This is a genomic window from Pseudomonas sp. PSKL.D1, assembly GCF_028898945.1.
Taxonomy (GTDB): Bacteria; Pseudomonadota; Gammaproteobacteria; order Pseudomonadales; family Pseudomonadaceae; genus Aquipseudomonas.
Genome location: NZ_CP118607.1, coordinates 4,999,014 through 5,020,672, shown reverse-complemented (window position 1 = coordinate 5,020,672; position 21,659 = coordinate 4,999,014). Strand labels below are relative to the sequence as shown.

Below are 21,659 nucleotides of genomic sequence, written 5' to 3'. Positions count from 1 at the left end.
GTGCGATGGCAGGGCGGCAGGGCCGCGTAAAAATTGAATCAGGCTGCGGTGACGACCGACAGGTGCTCGTGGCAGGCCAGCCAGCGATCGTTTTCACGGCGGAACACGATGGTTTCGCGTTCGGCCAGCAGGTGCTCTTCGCCTGCCATGCGGATGTGCGTGGCCACGTCGTGCATGAAGATCGCCACATCACCTTGCAGGCTCACCTGCACGTTGCTGGATTTACAGCCAAGCACGGCGAAACCCTCGGCCTGCCATTGTGCCCAGAGTTCTTCATAGGCGCGGCGGCTGAGCAGCGGTTGCGGCAAGGTGTGGAAAAGGAAGGTGGCGTCTTCGCTGAAACAGGCGAAGTAGCGGGCGGTGTCGTTGCTGGCGAAGGCGGCTACGAGGTCGGCGGCGGCCTGCCGTACCTGGAGTGTCTGGTCCACGGGAGTGGCCTCACGGTTATTGTGATTGTGGTGAAGCGATTCTGGTGGGGGTTGGTGAAGGGAAAAATCGCTGGGGGGAAATAATTAGTTCAGGAATTTGTGAACCAATGGTTACTTACCGATGCGCCACTTGCCGTTTAGGAGCGGCTTCAGCCGAGATCACCGGTGAAGCCGGTGCCAAGCACTGCGTAGGCTGTTTCGCGGATAAATCCGCTCCTACAGGAGCCGCGTATTGCAGTGCGTTTTTTCTGAACTTGACAGCAAATGCTTCAGGTTTAGGGGCTTTGGGAAATATCCTACGCGCACCGCTGACGTTTCTTTGTTGTCGATGTTGTCCATCAGGGCTAGTTTCCCCGGGTCGTCTTGGTTTGACGACCGGGTGTGAGAGCCCGTCGATACATCGTGCCCGTGTTATGGCAGCCGTTCGTGGGCAGGATTCGTCCTGGCCGGAATTCCGATGTTCGCCGGTCTCTCACCCCACGTACGGCTGCCACCTGATTCTGTGAGAGGAAGCGGGGTGGTGGTTTTGCCAATGAACTCGGAGAAACACCATGAAAAAGCTCGTTCCTGATCCACCCGCCACCCAATCCAATCGTTTCTACACCATCAACAGCGATATGCCGTCACCTGAAGCGCTGCTGTACGTTGCGCAGTTGTTGAAAGGCATCGAAGACACCCTCGACGAATACATCTGCGGCAATGCCGGCGAGCCGGGCATCGGGATGCTGGTCAACACCGTGCATAACCTGAACATGGCCCGTGCGCTGAACGAACTGGTGCTTTGCCGGGGCTGATACAGCGCATCCTCCTGTAGGAGCGGCCTTGTGTCGCGAAAGGGCTGCGCAGCAGTCCCAGGGTTTCAGCTTCGCAGCCAGTATTGCCGGGGCCGCTCTGCGGCCCTTTCGCGACACAAGGCCGCTCCTACAGGTCGTGCAAGCTCATACACCGAGCGCGCTGCCAGCAAACTGGCAAGGATCAACCATACTCACTCTTCATTTGCCCGAGGAGCGTGCCATGGCCAAGTCGTCCCGGAAAAAGGATTCTTCAGACCAGCCAGAAAAGCTGGGCGGCAAGGCCTACGAAAAGGCGCTGCGAAACCTGCATGTCGAACTGGTGAAGCTGCAGGAATGGGTCGTGGCCAAGGGCCTGAAGGTGTGCATCGTGTTCGAAGGCCGTGATGGCGCTGGCAAGGGCGGCACCATCAAGGCAATCACCGAGCGGGTCAGCCCGAGGGTGTTCCGGGTGGTGGCGCTGCCAGCCCCCACCGAACGGGAAAAGACCCAGATGTATGCCCAGCGCTACCTCACCCATCTGCCAGCCGCCGGTGAGGTGGTGATCTTCGACCGCAGCTGGTACAACCGCGCCGGTGTGGAGCGGGTGATGGGCTTTTGTACCGACGAGCAAGCCAGCCGGTTTCTGGGCGTGGTGCCGCTGCTTGAAAAAATGATGGTTGAATCGGGGATCATCCTGATCAAGTACTGGCTCGAAGTCAGCGCCGAGGAGCAGACCAAACGCCTGCAAGACCGCATCAACGACGGTCGCAAACTGTGGAAACTGTCACCGATGGACCTGAAGTCCTACACCCGTTGGGATGATTACACCCGCGCCCGCGACGACATGTTCGCCGCCTCCGATTCCTCCTGGGCGCCCTGGTTCATGGCCCATTCCGATGACAAGCGCAAGGCTCGGCTAAACATCATCGGCCACTTGCTGACGCGTATCCCCTACAAAGACATTACCCGCGACGAGGTGGTGAAGCTGCCCAAGCGCGGCAAGATCGGCAAATACAAGGCCGTGCCTTACCCGTTCAAAGTGATTGAAGAACGTTTCTGAATACATTGAACAAGGAGGGGCGCCATGCAGCCAAACTTCAAGCTCGACAGCGCATTGTCGCGCGGTTTGCTCGATGTGCTGATCAAGGCAGGGTTGGTCGCCGCATTGGTGCTGTTTGCCTTTGAAGTGTTCCAGCCATTCTTGGGTTTGATGCTCTGGGCCGTGATCCTGGCAGTGACGTTATATCCACTTTACGGACGGATCAAAGGTGGTACGGGGTTGAAGGACGGCTATGCGGCAACTTTGGTCGTGCTGCTGGTGTTGGTAGTGTTGTTGGTACCGATTTATCTGGTAGTGGTATCCATCGGCGAGTCGGTACATAGCCTGATCGATGTGCTCAAGAGTGGAGCGTGGCATGTTCCTCCTCCGCCGGAGTCCGTTGCGGGGTGGCCGCTCGTAGGGCCTCACCTTTACGCACTGTGGCAGTCGGCCTCCGAGAGCCTGGCGCCGGTGTTGAACAACCTGATGCCGCACCTCAAGGGCGCGGGGCTTTCGGTGTTGGGTGCGGCGGCCAGCGCGGGCGGGGCATTTCTGCTGTTCATCGGCGCGGTGATCATCTCGGGGGTCATCATGGCCTTTGGCGAGCGCAGCGAGGTTGCGGCCCAGCGCATTGCCATGCGTGTATCCGGAGAAGAGCGGGGCAGGCCATTGGCCAAACTGTGCACCGCGACCATCCGCGCCGTCGCTCAGGGTGTAATCGGCATCGCCTTTATCCAGATGCTGCTGATTGGCGTCGGCTTCGTGGTCAAGGGTGTGCCGGGGGCAGGCATGCTGGCCATTGTCGTGCTGATGCTGGGGATTGCCCAGGCACCGGCAACGCTGGTCACCATCCCGGTGATCCTCTACATCTTCAATGCCGAAGGTTTTACCGCCGCCACCATCGCCTTTGCCGTGTACACATTCGTGGCCGGCCTTGCCGACAACGTGCTCAAACCGCTGTTGCTGGGGCGTGGCGTGGATGTACCGATGCCGGTTGTGTTGATTGGCGCGCTAGGCGGCATGGTGGTCAAAGGCATCATTGGTTTGTTTATCGGCCCGGTGATTCTGGCGGTGACCTATGTGCTGTTCTGGCAGTGGGTGGCGCTACAGGTGCCCGATAAGCCTGTTGAGCCCGCGCCCTAGGGTTGCCAGTCGACCCCTGTGGTTTCGAGATAGTCGTCCACCGCAGCGCCTACGGTTGGGTGAAACGCTTTTGCGCCCAAGTGCTGGAACAGCCCGAAGCGCTTCATCTTGTCCTTGACCGGGTCTTTCATTTCGGCGAACTGCAACTCCACCCCTCGCGCCTCCAGCGTGCGGTCCAGATCTGCGAGCATGTCGGCGGAGGTGATATCCACACTGGTGACCGGCTCTGCCGCAATCACCACCCGTTGCACCGGGGTTGGGGACGATTCGACGGCCCCCAGCACCGTACTCTGGAATTGCTCGGCATTGGCGAAGAACAGTGGCGCATCCCAACGCAGCAGCACCAGCCCGGGGATGCGCCGTGCCTGTGGATAACGTTGCACATCGTGATAGCCACGGGTGCCGTCCACCCGTCCCATGATCGCGTAATGCGGCCGCCAGGCATCCCAGAGGAACTCGATCACCGAAATCACCACGGCGATGCAGATACCGGGGATCGCCCCAAACACGGCCACACCCACAAAGCAGGTAAACGACAGCCAGAACTCCCACTGCTGCATGTGGAAGATGCGCTTCAGGCCGGCAATTTCGAACAGGCCCAGTGCCGCAGCGATTACTACCGCAGCCAGCGCACTGTTGGGCAGGTGCTGCATCAGGTTGGGCGCCATCACCAACAGCAGTGTGACGGCCAGTGCGCCGATGATGCCGGTGAGCTGGGTTTTGGAGCCTGCCGCCTCGGCTACAGGTGTGCGCGATGAGCTGCTGCTGATCGGGATGCCCTGAAACAGCCCGGATGCCAGGTTGGCAACGCCCAGGCCGAACATTTCCTGATTCGGGTTTACCGGTGTTTTCAGCCTGGCCGCGTAGGTGCGTGACAGCACGCTGGTGTCGGCAAACGACACCAGCGCGACCGCGATCCCGCCCAGCAATACTTCCACCAGGTCGATGTCGGTAAGCCACGGGAAAGCGAACGCAGGCAGGCCTTGTGGTAGTTCGCCCAGTACTTTTACGCCGTGTTCATCGGGGTTGAGCAGCCCCACCACCAGTGTTGCCAGTACCACGGCAATCAGGATGCCCGGCACGCGCTTGAAGGGTTTGAGCAGCAGTATCAGGGCAAGGCTGCCGGCGCCTACCACGAAGCTTGGCCAGTGCCCCTGGCCGGCCATCAGCGCCTGGGCGAGGTTCCACACATCGCGCAGCGGCCCCTGGCTGTCGACGGAAATGCCGAACAGCTTGGGCAACTGGCTGATCAGCACGGTGAGCGCGATGCCGTTCATGTAGCCGTAGCGGATAGGTTTGGACAGCAGCTCGGTGATGAAGCCCAGGCGCAGCAGCCCGGCGACCATGCAGAAGGCGCCGGCTACCAGGGCCATCATGCTGGCGATGGTGATTGCCCGCTGTGGGTCGCTGGCGGCGTACTGCACCACCACGGCCAGGATTGGCGCTGCCAGCGCTGAGTCTGGCCCGAGCACCAGAATGCGGCTGGGGCCGAACAGGGCGTAAGCGAGCAGGGGAATGATGGTGGCGTAGAGGCCATAGATGCCCGGTACCCCCGATGCTTCGGCATATGCGATGCCAACGGGGACCAGCATGGTGGTCAGCACCAGGCCTGCGGCAATGTCTTTTGCCAGCCACCTGGGTTGGTAGTGCAGCAGGGTGGCCAGGCCGGGCAGCCAGCGTTGCCAGTTGGAATCCGGGGGTGGGGGTGTTTCGTGCATTGCACTGGACCGAAGTGATGTGAACCGTATTCAGTCTAGTGCGCAAATGACGACGCCCTCTTCGCGGGCGAAGAGGGCGTCGCTGATGGAGCAGAATTAAACGTTGAAGCGGAAATGCATCACATCGCCGTCTTTAACGATGTAATCCTTGCCTTCCAGGCGCCATTTACCGGCTTCCTTCGCACCGCCTTCACCCTTGAACTGGATGAAGTCGTCATAGGCCACCACTTCAGCGCGGATGAAGCCTTTTTCGAAGTCGGTGTGGATCACGCCTGCAGCCTGAGGCGCGGTGGCACCAACGCGCACGGTCCAGGCGCGAACTTCCTGCACACCGGCAGTGAAGTAGGTTTGCAGGTTGAGCAGCTCGTAACCGGCGCGGATCACGCGGTTAAGGCCCGGCTCTTCCAAGCCAAGGGCCTCAAGGAACATGTCCTTTTCTTCGCCGTCTTCTAGTTCGGCGATTTCCGCTTCGATCTTGTTGCACACCGGCACCACGACCGCGCCTTCTTCCTCGGCGATGGCCTTGACCACGTCCAGGTGCGGGTTGTTCTCGAAGCCGTCTTCGGCGACGTTGGCGATGTACATGACTGGCTTGCTGGTCAGCAAGTGGAAGCCACGGATCACGGCCTTTTCGTCGTCAGCCATGTTCTTCATCAGGCTGCGTGCCGGCTTGCCTTCGGTGAAGTGCGGGATCAGCTTTTCCAGGATGGCCTTTTGCGCCAGCGCATCCTTGTCACCGCCTTTGGCGTTACGGGCGACCTTCTGCAGTTGCTTCTCGCAGCTGTCGAGGTCGGCGAAGATCAGCTCAAGGTCGATGATCTCGATGTCGCGCTTGGGGTCGACGCTGTTGGAAACGTGGATCACGTTCTCGTCTTCGAAGCAGCGCACCACGTGGGCAATGGCGTCGGTTTCGCGGATGTTGGCGAGGAACTTGTTGCCCAGGCCTTCACCTTTGGAGGCACCGGCTACCAGGCCCGCGATGTCGACGAATTCCATGGTGGTCGGCAGGATGCGGTTAGGCTTGACGATTTCCGCCAGCGCAGCCAGGCGCGCATCGGGCATCGGCACGATGCCGCTGTTCGGCTCGATGGTGCAGAAGGGGAAGTTCTCAGCCGCAATGCCAGACTTGGTCAGGGCGTTGAACAGGGTGGACTTGCCGACGTTGGGCAGGCCGACGATGCCGCAATTGAAACCCATGGTTATTCCCCTCTCTAGGAAATCAGGCCTTCTGGCTGTGCAGCTCGCGCATGGCCTTGGCGAAGTCGCCGGCCAGCACGTCCGGCAGCACGCCGAGGGCAAAATCGATGCTGGCGTCGAGCTTCTCCTGTTCGGCGCGCGGTGCGCGGCCCAGGACGAAGTTGGAGACCAGTTTGGCGTCGCCCGGGTGGCCGATGCCAAGCCGCAGGCGGTGGAAGTCGTTCTGGTTGCCGAGCTGCGCGATGATGTCGCGCAGGCCGTTATGCCCGCCATGGCCACCGCCGCGCTTGAGCTTGGCGACGCCCGGAGGCAGGTCGAGTTCGTCATGCGCCACCAGGATTGCTTCCGGCTTGATGCGGAAGAAATTGGCCAGAGCCGCCACGGACTGGCCGCTACGGTTCATGTAGGTGGTGGGAATCAGCAGGCGAACATCGTTGCCCTGATGGCTGAATTTAGCCGTCAGGCCGAAATATTTTTTGTCAGCGGTCAGCGAAACACGCTGGGCGCTGGCAATGCGTTCAACGAAAAGAGCCCCTGCGTTATGCCGGGTCTGTTCGTATTCGGGGCCGGGGTTACCCAGGCCGACGATCAACTGGATGGCGGTCACGTCAGGGGCTCTTCCTTGGAGTTGGTGGGTTACAGGGCGCGGGGCACTGTAACCCGATCAACACCGGCGTGCGAGTGGATTACTCGGCAGCGCCTTCTGCTTCTGGAGCAACGCGCGGGGCGTGAACGTTGGCAACAGCTTTGTCATCACCGTGGGCCAGAGCTACGAACTCTACGCCTTTCGGAGCTTTCAGGTCCGACAGGTGGATGATGGTGCCGATTTCAGCGTTGGCCAGGTCGACTTCGATGAACTCAGGCAGGTCTTTGGCTTCGCAGGAAACTTCGATCTGCGATTCAACGTGCGAGATTTCGCCGCCTTTCTTGACCGGTGCTTCTTCGTTGATGAAGTGCACTGGAACTACTGCGGTCAGCTTCTGGCCAGCAACGACGCGAACGAAGTCGGCGTGCATGATGAAGCCTTTGGCCGGGTGGCGCTGCATGGCCTTGACCACGACGTTTTGCTTGGCGCCGTCGACGTTCAGTTCGATAACGTGGCTGAAGGCAGCTTCGTTTTCGAACAGCTTGGCGATTTCCTTGGCCACGATGGTCAGGGATTGGGCTTCTTTATCGCCACCGTATACAACGGCAGGGATGTTGGCGGAGTGACGCAGGCGGCGGCTCGCACCTTTCCCCAGGTCAGTACGCGCTTGGGCGTTCAGAATGAAATCAGTCATTTTGTATCTCCAAAATAGCCCCCCGAGGGCGTTTGCGACCAGCGCCAACGGGGATGGCAAAAAAGCCCCGCCCCAACAAATGCTGGGGCGGGGCGCTTCACATCAACACGAGTTCCGCTTAGCGGAACATCGCGCTGATCGATTCTTCATTGCTGATGCGGCGTACCGCTTCAGCAACAACCGGTGCGATATCCAGCTGGCGGATACGGTCACAGGCTTGAGCAGCGGCGGACAGCGGAACGGTGTTGGTCACCACCAGCTCGTCCAGTACCGACTTCTCGATGTTCTCGATCGCGCGGCCCGACAAAACAGGGTGCGTGCAGTAGGCGTAAACCTTGGCAGCGCCGTGTTCTTTCAGGGCTTTGGCCGCGTGGCACAGGGTGCCGGCGGTGTCGACCATGTCGTCTACCAGGATGCAAGTGCGCCCTTCGACGTCGCCGATGATGTGCATCACTTCGGAGTGATTGGCCTTTTCGCGGCGTTTGTCGATGATACCCAGATCAACACCCAGGGACTTGGCGACGGCACGTGCACGCACGACACCACCGATGTCCGGGGAGACGATCATCAGGTTCTCGAAACGCTGGTCTTCGATATCGTCGACCAGTACGGGCGAGCCGTAGATGTTGTCGACCGGAATATCGAAGAAGCCCTGGATCTGGTCAGCGTGCAGGTCGACGGTGAGAACACGGTCGATACCCACGACAGTGAGCATGTCAGCAACCACTTTGGCGCTGATGGCTACACGTGCCGAACGCGGACGGCGGTCCTGGCGGGCGTATCCGAAGTAAGGAATCACGGCGGTGATTCGGGATGCTGAGGAGCGGCGGAAGGCATCGGCCATCACTACCAGTTCCATCAGGTTATCGTTGGTTGGCGCGCAAGTCGGCTGAATAATGAAGACGTCTTTACCGCGGACGTTTTCATTGATCTCAGTGCTGATCTCGCCGTCGGAAAATTTACCGACAGAGACGTCACCGAGAGGGATATGCAGCTGACGTACGACACGCCGAGCCAGATCGGGGTTAGCGTTCCCCGTAAAGACCATCATCTTGGACACGCGCAGTACCTGGAGGCTGAGGGTATACCTGGATGAGTATAGGAAAATGGCAGGGGCGGCTGGATTCGAACCAACGCATGGCAGGATCAAAACCTGCTGCCTTACCGCTTGGCGACGCCCCTGTATCTGTTGCAGAGAGTGCTTGGCACTCGAACCCTAGATAAGACCTTGTAGTGCGCGATGCAACATCGAAACATTGCTTCCCTTCGCTACAAATCCTGTCTGGGTACCTGAAAGAAGGGCCAGAACTTTATCAGCTTCGGCTTTGCTTGGGAAGGCCCCAAACACACAACTTCCGGTTCCGGTCAGTCGAGCTTCAGTGAATTGGCCCAATGATTTCAGCGCGTTGCTGACTTCAGGGTAACTCTGCTCTACCACCGGTTGGCAGTCATTTCGACTGTTTCCCTCGGGAACGGGGCGCATCTTAAGGGGGAGGGAATCACGTGTCAACTGTGGATGCGAAAAAATTTCTACAGTGCTGACAGACACTTGCGGCACCAGCACGACATACCACGGCTCGGCCGGGTCGACCGGGGTCAATTGCTCCCCGACACCCTGGGCAAAGGCGGCATGGCCGCGCACGAACACCGGGACATCGGCCCCCAGCGTCAGGCCAAGGGCAGCCAGGCGATCTTCGTCCCAGTCAAGTTGCCACAGATGCGCCAGTGCCAGCAGGGTAGTGGCCGCATCCGAGCTGCCGCCACCGATCCCGCCGCCCATTGGCAGCACTTTGGTCAACCAGATGTCGGCACCCAGCGCAGTGCCGGACTGTTCCTGCAATTTGCGGGCGGCGCGCACGATCAAGTTGCTGTCATGGGGGACCGCTTCGATTTCGGTATGCAGGCGGATGACGCCGTCTTCGCGCAAGGCAAAGGCCAACTCATCGCCATGGTCCAGAAACTGGAAGACTGTCTCCAGCTCGTGATAACCGTCAGCGCGGCGGCCGATGATGTGCAGCCACAGGTTCAATTTGGCCGGAGCGGGCAAGGTGAGCTTTTGCATGTAATCAGTGCCCCAACTGGCGAGGTTGCCAGTCCTTGACCACCAAGGTCACGTCAAGATCTTTGCCGTGCAGCTTCAGGCGCTCGGGTAACCAGTAGCCGTTCTGTTCGGTGTAGCTCAGGTACTCGACCTGCCAGCCATCCTGATCGAGGCTGGCCAGGCGGCTGTCGCCGTCCAGGGTCAGCTTGCTCTTGGTGTCCGGCGCGGGCAGGCCACGCACCCACCAGACCAGGTGGGAAACCGGCAATTGCCAGCCCAGTTGTTCTTCCAGCAGGGCCTCAGGGCTTGGGGCTTCGTAGCGGCCCTGGTTGGCAACCTCCAGCACCACGCCACCTGGGCGACCGGTCAGGCGTGCGGCACCACGGCCCAGCGGGCCGGCCAGGCGGATGTCGTAGTAATCCTGGCGCTGCAGCCAGAACAATGTGCCGCTGCCGGACTCGCGCGGGGCGCGGATGCCGACCTTGCCGTTGATCTGCCAGCCATCGAGGCTGCTCAACTGCTCTTTATGGGCACGCCACTGCTGTGGGTCGCCGTGGCCTTGCAGGGCTTCGCGGCTGCCAAAGCCGGCACAGCCGGCCAGCAGGGCGATCAGGGTGAAGGTGATGCAATGGCGCAGGAACATGGCGTTAAAGGGTCTCTGATCCGGTCAGGCGCAAAACGGTCTTGCGCAGGATTGGGCTGTCGGGCTGGGCCTCGAATGCTTTGGCCCAGACTTGGCGAGCCTCGCGGCGCTCGCCCTTGGCCCACAGTACTTCGCCCAGGTGGGCGGCCACCTCATGATCGGGGAACTGTGCCAGCGCCTGGCGCAGGTAGCGTTCGGCTTCATCGAGATTGCCCATGCGGTAGGCGACCCAACCGAGGCTGTCGAGTATTGCCGGATCGTCCGGGGTGAGTTGGTGGGCCTTGTCGATCAGGGCCTTGGCTTCGGTGTAGCGGGTGGTGCGGTCGGCCAATGTGTAACCCAGGGCGTTCAGGGCCATGGCGTTTTCCGGCTCGCGGGCAATGATGGCGCGCAGGTCTTTTTCCATTTGCGGCAGGTCATCGCGTTTTTCGGCGAGCATGGCGCGGGTGTAAAGCAGGTTAAGGTCGTCCGGGTAGCGTTTCAGAGCCTGTTGCAACACCTGGTCGGCCTGGGCGTCCTTGTTGTTGTTGCTGTAGCTTTCCGATTCGATCAGGTAAAGCTGCACGGCGATTTCCGGCTGTGCCTCGCGAGCATCACCCAGCAGGCGCGAGGCTTCAGTACCGCGGCCATTGGCGATGAGAATGTCGGCTTGGCGCAGTTGCGCCGGCAAGTAGTCCGGGCCTGGGCCGACCAGGGCATACTCACGCAGAGCGCCGGCCGGGTCGTGGCGCTCTTCAGCGATGCGGCCCAGGTTAAGGCGCGCGGCGTCGACGTTGCTGTCCCGTTCAATGAGCTCGCGCAGGTAGTTTTCGGCTTCATCCCAGTCTTTGTTCTCCAGGCACACCAGGGCCAGGGAGTAACGCAGTTCGTCATCTTCAGGGTATTGCTGCACCAGGCTGAGGAACTCGCCCTTGGCATCGGCGATACGGTTTTGCTCGACCAGCGTGCGGGCGTAGGTCAGGCGCAGGCGTTTGTCGTCCGGGTTGTCGCGGATCGCGCCGCGTAGCAGCGGCAGGGCTTCCGGGCCACGGTCCAGCGCCTGGAGCAGGCGGGCGCGCAGCAGGATGGGGGCGATTTCGCCGTTTTGTGCCGGGTGCGCTTCAAGCAGGTCGAGTGCTTCTTCGGCCTTGCCGTCCTGGTTCAGCAGCAGGGCTTTGCCGAACACCAGCTGGCTGTTGTCCGGGTACTTGACCAGCAAGCGGTCGAAGCTGTGCATCAGGCCGTCGCGGGTGCTTTGGTCGGTTTCGGCGGCCGACAGGGCGAGGAAGTCGAAATGGGTGTCGCCCTGGCCTTGCAGCACCTTCTCCATATAGGTCATGGAGTCGTCATAGCGGCCGGCCCGTGCCAGCTGGATGGCTGCTGCGCGTTGGGCATCCAGGTTCTGCGGGTCGTTTTTTGCCCAGATCAGGGCGCTATCCAGAGCCGGCTCGTCGGCGCCGAGGTACTCGGCAATGCGGTAGGCGCGCTCGGATACACCCGGGTCCTGGGTCTTTTCAGCCTGGTCGGCGTAATTGGCCAGCGCGATGTCAAAGCGGTTGCGCTGGCCGGCCAGTTCGGCCACCAGCAGGCTATAAAGCGTGTCTTGCTTGAACGACCCGTACACCACGGGCTTTTCGGCCGCGCCTTTGCCAGCCTCGGTAACGGGAGGCTCGGCTTTTTGCGGGGCCAGGCTCTGGCAGCCCTGAAGCAGGGCGAGGGCAAGCAGCAATGCGTAGGGTCTGTTCATAAATGCGACTTGGAATGACTTACCGGCGGTCGGAGCATGATGACACAAGCGCGGGGGCAAACCCACCTGCGTCGTGTCTGGGTCATTGCGACCTTTGAAGGGGGGGATAGGGTTCCCGAGAGCCATGCACCCCTGCTATCACGACAATAGCGAACGGTGGTTGTCCAAAAACCTGCGAAAGAGGACAATTATCGGCTTCCTGTCACAACCAGCGACCTTGCATGGCCTTTCTTGCACTTGGTATCAACCATAAGACTGCCTCGGTAGACGTACGCGAGCGCGTGGCGTTTACCCCAGAGCAGCTGGTAGACGCCCTGCAGCAGCTTTGCCGGCTGACCGCCAGCCGCGAGGCGGCGATCCTGTCCACCTGCAACCGTAGCGAGCTCTATATAGAGCAGGACCACCTGTCGGCCGACGCGGTGTTGCAGTGGCTGGCCGATTATCACCGTCTGAGCCTGGACGAGCTGCGTGCCAGTGCGTACATCCACGAAGAGCACGACGCAGTCAGGCATATGATGCGGGTGGCTTCGGGCCTGGACTCGCTGGTGCTTGGAGAACCGCAGATTCTCGGCCAGATGAAGTCGGCCTACGCCGTGGCCCGTGAGGCCGGCACTGTAGGGCCGCTGCTCGGGCGCCTGTTCCAGGCCACGTTCAGTGCAGCCAAGCAAGTGCGTACCGACACTGCCATCGGCGAAAACCCGGTGTCGGTGGCGTTCGCCGCCGTCAGCCTGGCACGGCAGATCTTCAGCGACCTTGGGCGCAGCCAGGCGTTGCTGATTGGTGCGGGGGAAACCATCACCCTGGTCGCCCGGCACCTGCATGAACAGGGTGTGCGCCGTATCGTGGTGGCCAACCGCACCCTGGAGCGCGCCAGCATCCTGGCAGAGCAGTTTGGCGCCCATGCCGTACTGCTGGCGGATATACCGCAGGAGTTGGCCAACAGCGACATCGTCATCAGTTCCACCGCCAGCCAGCTGCCGATTTTGGGCAAAGGTGCGGTGGAAAGTGCCCTCAAGCAGCGCAAGCACAAGCCTATTTTCATGGTCGACATCGCTGTGCCTCGGGATATCGAGCCGGAGGTGGGCGAACTTGACGATGTGTATCTTTATACCGTCGACGACCTGCATGAAGTCGTCGCGGAAAACCTCAAAAGCCGCCAGGGCGCGGCCCAGGCTGCTGAGGAGCTGGTTTCGGTCGGTGCCGAAGATTTCATGGTGCGCCTGCGTGAGCTGGCTGCCGTGGATGTGCTGCGCGCCTATCGCCAACAAAGTGAACGCCTGCGCGACGAAGAGCTGCAAAAGGCCCAGCGCCTGCTGGCCAACGGCGGCAACCCCGAAGAAGTACTGGCCCAACTGGCCCGTGGCCTCACCAACAAACTCCTGCACGCACCCAGCGTGCAATTGAAAAGGCTCTCGGCCGAAGGCCGCCTTGATGCGCTGGCCATGGCCCAGGAACTCTTTGCCCTCAACGAGGGCTCGACGGACAAATCCCCGCAATGAAAGCGTCGCTGCTGAACAAACTGGACACGCTCCATGACCGCTTCGAGGAACTCACCGCGCTGCTTGGTGATGCCGAAGTCATTTCCGACCAAGCCCGTTTCCGTGCCTACTCCCGTGAATACGCCGAAGTGGAACCGGTAATCGCCGCTTATAAAGAGTGGCGCAAGGTGCAGGACGACCTTGAAGGCGCACAAGCGCTGCTCAAGGACGCCGACCCGGATATGCGCGAGATGGCGGTGGAGGAAGTGCGCGAAGCCAAGGAGCAATTGGTCGGCCTTGAGTCGCAGTTGCAGCGCATGCTGCTGCCCAAGGACCCCAACGACGGGCGCAACGTGTTTCTCGAAATCCGTGCCGGCACCGGTGGGGACGAGGCGGCGATCTTCTCGGGTGACCTGTTCCGCATGTATTCGCGCTATGCCGAGAAGCGCGGTTGGCGCCTGGAAATCCTCTCCGAGAACGAGGGTGAGCACGGCGGTTACAAAGAGATCATCGCCCGGGTCGAAGGCGACAGCGTCTACGGCAAGCTGAAGTTTGAGTCCGGTGCGCACCGGGTGCAGCGGGTGCCGGAGACAGAATCCCAAGGCCGTATCCACACCTCCGCGTGCACCGTGGCCGTGTTGCCCGAGCCCGATGAGCAAGTGGCGATCGAGATCAACCCGGCGGACCTGCGCGTGGACACTTACCGTGCCTCCGGCGCCGGTGGTCAGCACGTGAACAAGACCGATTCGGCCATCCGCATCACCCACTTGCCCACCGGTATCGTGGTGGAGTGCCAGGAAGAGCGTTCGCAGCACAAGAACCGCGCTCGCGCCATGTCCTGGCTGTCGGCCAAGCTTAACGACATGCAAACCAGTGCCGCGCAAAATGCCATCGCCAGTGAGCGTAAGTTGCTGGTGGGCTCGGGCGACCGTTCCGAACGCATCCGCACCTACAATTATCCACAGGGGCGGGTGACTGACCATCGTATCAACCTGACCCTTTATTCGCTGGATGACATCCTCGCCGGGGGTGTCGACTCGGTGATTGAACCCTTGCTGGCCGAATACCAGGCCGACCAGCTGGCGGCCCTGGGGGACTGATGACCATCATTGCCAGCCTGCTGCGCAACGCGCAGCTGCCAGACTCGCCTACCGAGCGCCTGGACGCCGAACTGTTGCTGGCTGCAGCCATCGGCAAGTCGCGCAGTTACCTGCACACCTGGCCCGAGCGCATTGTCAGCAGCGAGGCTGCCGACACCTATGCCGGTTACCTGCAGCGCAGGCGGGCTGGCGAGCCTGTGGCCTACATTCTGGGGCAGCAGGGTTTTTGGAAAATCGACCTTGAAGTGGCGCCACATACTTTGATTCCAAGGCCCGACACCGAGCTGTTGGTAGAGACCGCGCTGGAGTTGCAGCCCGCCGCGCCGGCCAAGGTCCTCGACTTGGGTACCGGCACCGGCGCTATTGCCCTGGCCCTGGCCAGCGAATGCCCGGCCTGGCAGGTAACGGCCGTGGACCGCGTAGAAGAGGCGGTGGCCTTGGCTGAGCGCAACCGTCAACGCCTGGGGCTCGGCAATGTCCAGGTGCTGGCCAGCCACTGGTTCGACAGCCTGGCGGGCCAGCGCTTCAACCTGATCCTCAGCAACCCCCCTTACATTGCCGCCGAAGACCCGCATCTTGTCGCAGGCGACGTGCGTTTCGAACCCAGCAGTGCGCTGGTAGCGGGTGCCGATGGCCTGGACGACTTGCGGGTAATCGTCAGCAAGGCACCGGAGCACCTGCTGCCCGGCGGCTGGCTGCTGCTCGAGCATGGTTATGATCAGGCGCCGGCAGTACGCGAGTTGCTGCAGCAGCAAGGCTTTGTCGAAGTTGCCAGCCGGGTAGACCTCGGCGGCCATGAACGTATTTCCCTGGGGCGCTTGCCATGCTGACCGATCAGGAACTGTTGCGTTACAGCCGGCAGATCCTGCTGGCTCAAGTAGACATTGACGGCCAGCTACGCCTGAAGCAGAGCAAGGCGTTGATCGTCGGGCTCGGCGGCCTCGGTTCGCCAGTGGCGCTATATTTGGCCGCGGCTGGCGTGGGTGAGCTGCACCTGGCCGACTTCGACACCGTCGACCTTACCAACCTGCAGCGCCAGGTCATTCATGACAGCGGCAGCGTTGGCATGAGCAAGGTCGACTCGGCAGTGCAGCGGTTGCAGGCGATCAACCCCGAAATCAACCTGGTCACCCATCGCCAGGCACTGGACGAAGACTCACTGGCTGCTGCCGTGGCGGCGGTGGACCTGGTGCTCGACTGTTCCGACAACTTCGGTACCCGTGAAGCCGTCAATGCCGCTTGCTTTGAGGCTGGCAAACCCTTGGTCAGCGGTGCCGCGATTCGCCTGGAAGGGCAGTTGTCTGTGTTCGACCCACGCCGGGACACCAGTCCTTGTTACCACTGCCTGTATGGCCACGGCAGCGAGGCAGAACTGACCTGCAGCGAAGCAGGCGTGATCGGGCCGCTGGTGGGGCTGGTCGGCAGCCTGCAAGCACTGGAGGCCATGAAGCTGTTGGCCGGTTTTGGCGAGCCATTGGTAGGCCGGCTGCTACTGATTGATGCACTTGGCACACGCCTGCGCGAGTTGCGGGTCAAGCGCGACCCGGCCTGCACCGTGTGCGGCACGCGCCATGGCTGAGCGTTCGGCGCCGGTTGGCGTGATGGACTCGGGCGTCGGGGGCTTGTCGGTGCTCGCTGAAATCCAGCGCCTGCTGCCCAACGAATCGCTGCTGTACGTGGGCGACTGCGGCCATGTGCCCTACGGCGAAAAGTCCCCGGATTACATCCGTCAACGTTGCCGACGCATTGCCGAGTTTTTTCAGGCTCAAGGCGCCAAAGCCATGGTGCTGGCGTGCAATACCGCAACGGTGGCGGCCGTGGCCGACCTGCGCGAGCTTTACCCGGACTGGCCACTGGTAGGTATGGAGCCTGCGGTCAAGCCCGCGGCGGCGGCGACCCGTTCTGGCGTGGTAGGTGTGCTGGCGACTACCGGCACTCTGCAGAGTGCCAAGTTCGCAGCCCTGCTCGACCGCTTTGCCAACGATGTGCGAGTCATTACTCAGCCTTGCCCGGGGTTGGTCGAACTGATCGAGACCGGTGACCTGGGCAGCCCGCAATTACGCCAGTTACTGCTTGGTTACGTGCAACCGTTGCTCGCCGCCGGATGCGACACCCTCATCCTCGGCTGCACCCACTATCCCTTCCTGCGCCCACTGCTGGCCGAAATGGTGCCGGTGGATGTGGCAATCATCGATACCGGCGCTGCAGTTGCACGTCAGTTGCAGCGTTTGCTGGCTGCACGCGATCTGTTGGCTGACGGGCCGGCCCGAGAGGCAGGCTTCTGGACCAGCGCCGATCCGCAAATTCTCAGAAATATCCTACCTACGCTCTGGCATAAGCCGGACAGTGTGCAAAGCTTTCAGTTGTAAAAAAAGCGTGAAAAAAAGCTGAACTATCGTACCACTTCCGATTTCTACCGATTTGCCTGACACAAGGCGAACACTGACAACAGCATCAGGAAGAAGGATGTTTCTCATGAAGAAACTGCTCGGCTTGGCGGCGGCTGCCGTCTTTACCGTGGGGCAAGCAGTGTCGGCGCAGGCGGCCGACGTTTCGTTTTCGGTGGGGCAGACCGGTGAGTCGACCATGGTGTACCGGCTGGGGATGCAATCGAACTGGGACGCCAGTTGGTGGCAGACCAGTGTTGGCAGGCTGACTGGGTATTGGGATGGGGCCTATACCTATTGGGACGGTGATGAAACCGCGAGTAATCACAGCCTGTCATTCGCGCCGGTGTTCGTGTACGAGTTCGCGGGGGAGTCCGTGAAACCTTATATCGAGGCCGGGATTGGCGTAGCAGCATTTGCCAGTACGGAAGTGGAAAATAATGAATTGGGCTCGGCGTTCCAGTTCGAGGACCGGATTGGCTTCGGCCTGCGCTTCGCCGGCGGGCATGAGATTGGCGTGCGGGCCATTCACTATTCCAATGCGGGAATCAAACAGCCCAACGATGGTATAGAGAGTTACAGCCTGCACTACCGTATGGCGCTTTGAGTGCACTTTCGTGGGCAAGCCCGTTTCTACAAAGTGTTTATTGTAGAGGCGGGCCTGCCCACGACGAAGCGGGCTCCAGGCTTAGCGAGACAGCGGCCACAAGCTGCTGACGTCAACCACCTCCAGCACCAGTTCCGCTTCGCGCAGCGGTAGCGAACGCAACAGCTCTGTTGCCGCACTCTGCGCAGTCCATGGCTCAGGTATGGCTTGTACAGCCATGGAAGGCGATTGTGGCGCTACCACTGTCAAGCTGACTCCCAGCTTCATCAGTTCATCACGCTCTTCGCGTAGCCATTGCGGCATGTTGTTCCACCCCGCAGTTACTTGCGTTGGGGAATACAGTTGCAAAGCCGAATAGCGATTAAAAATCGCCATCACTTGGGCGGAATCGCCTTTTACCAGCAGCGGCAATGCACTTCCAAGGCAGTTTTCTCCTGCCAGTTGGTTACTTGTGACTATCGCTTCGAACAGTTCGCTGTCGGTCACGCTACTTGCCACATAATCGCTGGTAGCTGCGTTGAGTATCACGCAGTCCAGTGAACCCCAGGCATGGCATATCTGCCGGGCAGCCTCCTGCGCCTGCTCTTCTTCATGCAATTGCCAAGGCAGCAGCAACAGCTGACGGCTGTAGCGTTTGGCCAATGCATCCAGTTCCTCGCATTCCTTGCCACTTGCGGCAACACGGTGCCCTTGCTCCAGCAACCGTTCTACCAAGGCCAAGCCTAGTCCGTTGCTGGCCCCCGTAACCCAGAAACTACGCGAGTTGTTCAATTCATGCCCTCTGATCTTACCGACGTGCAAGGCCCTTGAAGGCCTCAAGTGCACGCTGACGACTGCTTCCTAGATCGACTATTGGACTGTGATAGAAATTATTAGCAAAAAGTTCGCCCGGCTTCACGGGGGCGTGGATCGATTTATCGTCCAAGTCCCTGAGTTCTGGCAGCCAATGGCGGATAAAACCTCCTTGCGGGTCGAACCGCTGTGACTGGGAAATGGGGTTGAAGATGCGGAAGTAGGGCACTGCGTCGGTACCGGTCGAAGCGCTCCACTGCCAGCCGCCGTTGTTGGCCGCCAGGTCACCGTCTATCAGGTGGCGCATGAAATGGCGTTCACCCTCGCGCCAGTCGATCAGCAGGTTCTTGGTCAGGAACATGGCAACGATCATCCGCAGGCGGTTGTGCATCCAGCCGGTGTCCAGCAACTGGCGCATGGCCGCATCGATGATCGGGAAGCCGGTGCGCCCCTGTTTCCAGGCCTCGAGGTCTTCGGGGGCTTCGCGCCAAGGCAGTGCCTCAGTTTGGGCGCGGAAGGCGCGGTGCCGTGACACCTGTGGATAACCCGTCAGGATGTGCTTGTAGAACTCACGCCACAGCAGTTCGTTGATCCACGTCTGGATGCCGGTGCTGCCACTGTCGAATTCGCCACGGTTGCTGGCCAAGGCAGCGTGCAGGCATTGGCGGGGTGAGATCACACCTGCAGCCAGGTAGGCCGACAGCTGGCTGGTGCCGGGTTTGGCGGGCAGGTCGCGCTGGTAGTGATAATCTTCGACGGCTTCATCAAGAAAACGTGCAAGCCGCCCCTGAGCCTCGGCTTCGCCGGCTGGCCAGCACTCGCTCAAGGCGCGCGGTGGTTTGTCGAAGCCTTCAATATGCTGAGGAATCGGGTCGTTTGCGATGCCCAGCGGGGCTTGCGCCTTCACCCGGTGCGCCAGCGCTGGCAGGCTGCGGTGCAGGTGCTCAAGGCAAACCTTCTTGAACTGGCTGAAGACCTGGAAGTAGTCACCGCTGCGGGTCAGGATGGTGCCGGGGCGGAACAGCAGCTGGTCGTGGTAATTGTGGGCCTGTATGCCGGATGCTTCCAGCAACTGCCGCGCAGCCTGGTCGCGGTTGGTTTCGTTGATGCCGTACTCATCGTTCCAGTGCACGGCTTCGATAGCATGTTGACGACAAACACCCAGCATGGCGGCGGGTGCTTGGTCCCAGGTGTCGATCTTGCGGATCAGCAGCGGGATGTTGAGCTGTTCCAGCGAATGGCGCAGGTCGCGCAGGTTGCGCAGCCAGAAGTCGACCTTGCAGGCTGCATCGTCGTGGGCCTGCCATTGGCCTGGGCTGGCCAGCCACAAGGCCACCACCGGGCCGCGCTCGCAAGCCGCGCTCAGGGCGGTGTTGTCGGTAATGCGCAGGTCGCTGCGCAACCAGATCAATTGCATGGTGCGTTCATCTCTACGGGTCTTCGGTCATTGCGCTGCAACAGGCGCAATGCCGCCTGTGGGGTATCGAACAGGTACAGGTCGGGTAGCTCAAGTGCTTGCAGCTGGGTTTGGTGGAGCGAAATCGTGGCGCCGCCCACCAGCTTGATGGCAGTTATGCCCTGGAGGGTACGTTGCAGCGCTTTGCCATCAATCCGCGGCCCCAGGTGCAACAGCAAGGCGCGTGGTTGCAGGGCGCTGGCTGCGCGCTGCAGTTCTGCGCTGCCCATGGGCTGCTCAAGCACTTCCACCGGGATGCCGTTGCTGGTTACCAGCCAGGCACACAGCCACAGCGTAGGGTCGAATGTGCGTTCGCTGTCTTCGGCCAGGAGCACGGGTGGGCCTTGCAACGACTGGTTGTCGTGGTAAATCCGCGCGCCGAGTTTGCTGCGCAGCCAGGTGTGGAAAAACACCTGCTCCAGGCGCGCGTTGAAATAGGTGCGCCAACGCTGTGCCAGGCTGTCCAGCAGAGGCAGCAACAGTTGCTCGCACAGCGTGATGGCCGGGTACAAGGCCATTGCCTGATTGAGTTGCTGGTCCAGCGCACGCTGGGACAGGCTGGCAATGGCTTCGATCAAGTGTTGCTGGCGGGCCTGCCAGTCGCCCAGGGGCGCTGAGGCGGGCGGTTTGTCGAGCAGTTCGCGCACCTGGCCGACGGAGGCGCCGCGCTCAAGCCAGGCAAGTATCGCTTCGACGCGCTCGACTTGATCGCGAGGGTACAAGCGGTGACCTTTGGCGGTGCGTTGCGGTTTGAGCAGGCCATAGCGACGCTCCCAAGCGCGCAGGGTCACCGGGTTTACACCGGTATGCCGCGCCAGTTCGCCGATAGGCAGCAGGTCTTCAGACCGCATTGCGCAGGCCCAGGCTGTCGGGGTGCGGTTGCAGGTAGGCCTGCTGTTGCAAGTAGGGGTCGGGGTGGTGGCGCAGGTGGTGCTTGAGCAAGGTCAGTGGCACCACCAGCGGCACCACGCCTTGCTGGTACTGCTCGATGATGTGCTGCAGCTCGGCCTTGTCCTGCTCTGTGAGTGCGCCTTTGAAATAGCCACTGAGGTGCTGCAGTACATTGCTGTGGGTGCCACGGCTGGCGCAACGGCGCAGGGCCTGCATCAACTGGCTGAAGTAGCGTGGGCCGATCTCCTGTGGGTCATCGTCACGGTTCATGCTGCCTAGCAGGCGGCCAAGGGTGCGATAGGCTTGCGGGTTGTTGGCCATCACCAGGTACTTGTAGCGCGAGTGAAAGCGCACCAGTGCCCCACGGCTCAGGCCTTCGGCCAGCAGGTTTTGCCAGTCGGCATAGGCATAGACGCGGCTGATGAAGTTTTCGCGCAGAATCGGGTCGTGCAGCCGGCCTTCCTCTTCTACCGGCAGGTCAGGGCGCAGTGCGCAAAAGGCAGCGGCGTAAACCCCGGACCCACCTTGGGCAGCCGGATAGCCATTGTCCTGATAGACCTTGACCCGTTCCAGGCCGCAAGAGGGCGACTTCTGCATGAAGATGTAGCCACAGATGTCGTCGAGTTCTTGCGCCATTTGTTCGCCGTACTGGCGCAGTGGGCCGGTCAGGTCCATGCCCGGGTTGCGGGTGCCGACCACTTCGGGATGTGCTGGGTCGCCCACCAGGCGAATCGGATCGCGAGGTATACCCAGGCCGATGGCTACTTCCGGGCACACGGGCATCCAGTCGAAATGAGCTTCAAGTTGGGTACGGCACAGGTCGGACGCCTTGTGCCCGCCGTTGTAGCGCACACTGTGGCCTGTCAGGCAGGCGCTGATGGCAATGCGAGGCTTATGCGGGGCAGAAGGATCGGGCATGGCTGTCTCCGAAAACTTGTACATAGAAGAAAGCGCGTACAA

The 21,659-nt window shown here is 61.1% G+C and carries 22 protein-coding genes and 1 tRNA gene; 9 read left to right on the top strand and 14 right to left on the bottom strand.

Going from position 1 to position 21,659, the window contains the following annotated elements; all coding sequences use genetic code 11:
• Nucleotides 1-38: 38 nt before the first annotated feature.
• Nucleotides 39-428 carry a YybH family protein gene (locus tag PVV54_RS22415; protein WP_274907331.1) on the bottom strand — a complete coding sequence of 130 codons (390 nt, stop codon included), beginning with the start codon at nucleotides 426-428 and terminating at the stop codon, nucleotides 39-41.
• 551 nt (nucleotides 429-979) lie between these two features.
• Between PVV54_RS22415 and PVV54_RS22410 the strand changes: the two genes are divergently transcribed.
• The 3 genes from PVV54_RS22410 (at nucleotide 980) to PVV54_RS22400 (ending at nucleotide 3,383) form a co-directional block, all read left to right on the top strand.
• Nucleotides 980-1,222, top strand: coding sequence for a hypothetical protein (locus tag PVV54_RS22410; protein ID WP_274907330.1), 243 nt, complete (start codon nucleotides 980-982; stop codon nucleotides 1,220-1,222).
• Between the two features lie 220 nt (nucleotides 1,223-1,442).
• Nucleotides 1,443-2,261, top strand: coding sequence for a polyphosphate kinase 2 (gene ppk2, locus PVV54_RS22405; RefSeq protein ID WP_274907329.1), 819 nt, complete (start codon nucleotides 1,443-1,445; stop codon nucleotides 2,259-2,261).
• 24 nt (nucleotides 2,262-2,285) lie between these two features.
• A complete protein-coding gene (locus PVV54_RS22400) occupies nucleotides 2,286-3,383 on the top strand; it encodes an AI-2E family transporter (RefSeq protein ID WP_274907328.1) in 1,098 nt (365 codons plus the stop codon).
• Here the strand turns inward: PVV54_RS22400 and PVV54_RS22395 are convergent.
• From PVV54_RS22395 to PVV54_RS22355, 9 genes are all read right to left on the bottom strand, one after another.
• Nucleotides 3,380-5,101, bottom strand: coding sequence for a SulP family inorganic anion transporter (locus PVV54_RS22395; protein ID WP_274907327.1), 1,722 nt, complete (start codon nucleotides 5,099-5,101; stop codon nucleotides 3,380-3,382). The two genes, PVV54_RS22400 and PVV54_RS22395, sit on opposite strands and share 4 nt — an antisense overlap.
• A gap of 96 nt (nucleotides 5,102-5,197) precedes the next feature.
• Entirely contained in the window at nucleotides 5,198-6,298 is a 1,101-nt protein-coding gene (gene ychF / locus PVV54_RS22390) for a redox-regulated ATPase YchF (protein ID WP_274907326.1), read from the bottom strand.
• A 22-nt stretch (nucleotides 6,299-6,320) separates the two neighbouring features.
• Nucleotides 6,321-6,905, bottom strand: coding sequence for an aminoacyl-tRNA hydrolase (pth, locus tag PVV54_RS22385; RefSeq protein ID WP_012270476.1), 585 nt, complete (start codon nucleotides 6,903-6,905; stop codon nucleotides 6,321-6,323).
• A gap of 79 nt (nucleotides 6,906-6,984) precedes the next feature.
• Nucleotides 6,985-7,578, bottom strand: coding sequence for a 50S ribosomal protein L25/general stress protein Ctc (locus tag PVV54_RS22380; RefSeq protein WP_274907325.1), 594 nt, complete (start codon nucleotides 7,576-7,578; stop codon nucleotides 6,985-6,987).
• A gap of 118 nt (nucleotides 7,579-7,696) precedes the next feature.
• Nucleotides 7,697-8,638, bottom strand: a complete 942-nt coding sequence (locus PVV54_RS22375; protein WP_003247410.1) for a ribose-phosphate pyrophosphokinase — start codon at nucleotides 8,636-8,638, stop codon at nucleotides 7,697-7,699.
• A 47-nt stretch (nucleotides 8,639-8,685) separates the two neighbouring features.
• Nucleotides 8,686-8,760, bottom strand: a tRNA-Gln gene (locus PVV54_RS22370).
• Nucleotides 8,761-8,794: 34 nt separating this feature from the next.
• A complete protein-coding gene (gene ispE / locus PVV54_RS22365) occupies nucleotides 8,795-9,640 on the bottom strand; it encodes a 4-(cytidine 5'-diphospho)-2-C-methyl-D-erythritol kinase (protein ID WP_274907324.1) in 846 nt (281 codons plus the stop codon).
• 4 nt (nucleotides 9,641-9,644) lie between these two features.
• Nucleotides 9,645-10,262, bottom strand: a complete 618-nt coding sequence (gene lolB / locus PVV54_RS22360; protein ID WP_274907323.1) for a lipoprotein insertase outer membrane protein LolB — start codon at nucleotides 10,260-10,262, stop codon at nucleotides 9,645-9,647.
• Nucleotides 10,263-10,266: 4 nt separating this feature from the next.
• A complete protein-coding gene (locus PVV54_RS22355; RefSeq protein ID WP_274907322.1) occupies nucleotides 10,267-11,988 on the bottom strand; it encodes a tetratricopeptide repeat protein in 1,722 nt (573 codons plus the stop codon).
• A 221-nt stretch (nucleotides 11,989-12,209) separates the two neighbouring features.
• Here PVV54_RS22355 and hemA point away from each other — a divergent pair, with 221 nt between their 5' ends.
• The 6 genes from hemA (at nucleotide 12,210) to PVV54_RS22325 (ending at nucleotide 17,560) form a co-directional block, all read left to right on the top strand.
• Nucleotides 12,210-13,487 carry a glutamyl-tRNA reductase gene (gene hemA, locus PVV54_RS22350; RefSeq protein ID WP_274907321.1) on the top strand — a complete coding sequence of 426 codons (1,278 nt, stop codon included), beginning with the start codon at nucleotides 12,210-12,212 and terminating at the stop codon, nucleotides 13,485-13,487.
• Nucleotides 13,484-14,566 carry a peptide chain release factor 1 gene (gene prfA / locus PVV54_RS22345; RefSeq protein ID WP_274907320.1) on the top strand — a complete coding sequence of 361 codons (1,083 nt, stop codon included), beginning with the start codon at nucleotides 13,484-13,486 and terminating at the stop codon, nucleotides 14,564-14,566. Before hemA ends, prfA begins: the two co-directional genes overlap by 4 nt.
• Nucleotides 14,566-15,396: a peptide chain release factor N(5)-glutamine methyltransferase gene (gene prmC / locus PVV54_RS22340; RefSeq protein WP_274907319.1), complete on the top strand. Its 831-nt coding sequence runs from the start codon at nucleotides 14,566-14,568 to the stop codon at nucleotides 15,394-15,396. The genes prfA and prmC overlap by 1 nt, the downstream gene beginning before the upstream one ends.
• The gene (locus tag PVV54_RS22335; RefSeq protein ID WP_274907318.1) at nucleotides 15,390-16,145 is read left to right on the top strand and encodes a molybdopterin-synthase adenylyltransferase MoeB; all 756 of its coding nucleotides are present in this window, start codon (nucleotides 15,390-15,392) and stop codon (nucleotides 16,143-16,145) included. Before prmC ends, PVV54_RS22335 begins: the two co-directional genes overlap by 7 nt.
• Nucleotides 16,138-16,935 carry a glutamate racemase gene (gene murI / locus PVV54_RS22330; protein WP_274907317.1) on the top strand — a complete coding sequence of 266 codons (798 nt, stop codon included), beginning with the start codon at nucleotides 16,138-16,140 and terminating at the stop codon, nucleotides 16,933-16,935. Before PVV54_RS22335 ends, murI begins: the two co-directional genes overlap by 8 nt.
• A 106-nt stretch (nucleotides 16,936-17,041) precedes the next feature.
• Entirely contained in the window at nucleotides 17,042-17,560 is a 519-nt protein-coding gene (locus PVV54_RS22325) for an acyloxyacyl hydrolase (protein ID WP_274907316.1), read from the top strand.
• Nucleotides 17,561-17,641: 81 nt separating this feature from the next.
• Here PVV54_RS22325 and PVV54_RS22320 read toward each other — a convergent pair whose 3' ends face one another.
• The 4 genes from PVV54_RS22320 to PVV54_RS22305 are packed head-to-tail and all read right to left on the bottom strand — an operon-like array spanning nucleotide 17,642 to nucleotide 21,617.
• On the bottom strand, nucleotides 17,642-18,331 hold the full coding sequence (locus PVV54_RS22320; protein ID WP_274907315.1) for an SDR family oxidoreductase: 690 nt from the start codon (nucleotides 18,329-18,331) through the stop codon (nucleotides 17,642-17,644).
• 16 nt (nucleotides 18,332-18,347) lie between these two features.
• A complete protein-coding gene (phrB, locus tag PVV54_RS22315) occupies nucleotides 18,348-19,769 on the bottom strand; it encodes a deoxyribodipyrimidine photo-lyase (RefSeq protein ID WP_274907314.1) in 1,422 nt (473 codons plus the stop codon).
• Nucleotides 19,760-20,659, bottom strand: a complete 900-nt coding sequence (locus PVV54_RS22310; protein ID WP_274907313.1) for a MerR family transcriptional regulator — start codon at nucleotides 20,657-20,659, stop codon at nucleotides 19,760-19,762. The genes phrB and PVV54_RS22310 overlap by 10 nt, the downstream gene beginning before the upstream one ends.
• The gene (locus PVV54_RS22305; protein WP_274907312.1) at nucleotides 20,649-21,617 is read right to left on the bottom strand and encodes a YbgA family protein; all 969 of its coding nucleotides are present in this window, start codon (nucleotides 21,615-21,617) and stop codon (nucleotides 20,649-20,651) included. Before PVV54_RS22305 ends, PVV54_RS22310 begins: the two co-directional genes overlap by 11 nt.
• Nucleotides 21,618-21,659 lie beyond the last annotated feature (42 nt).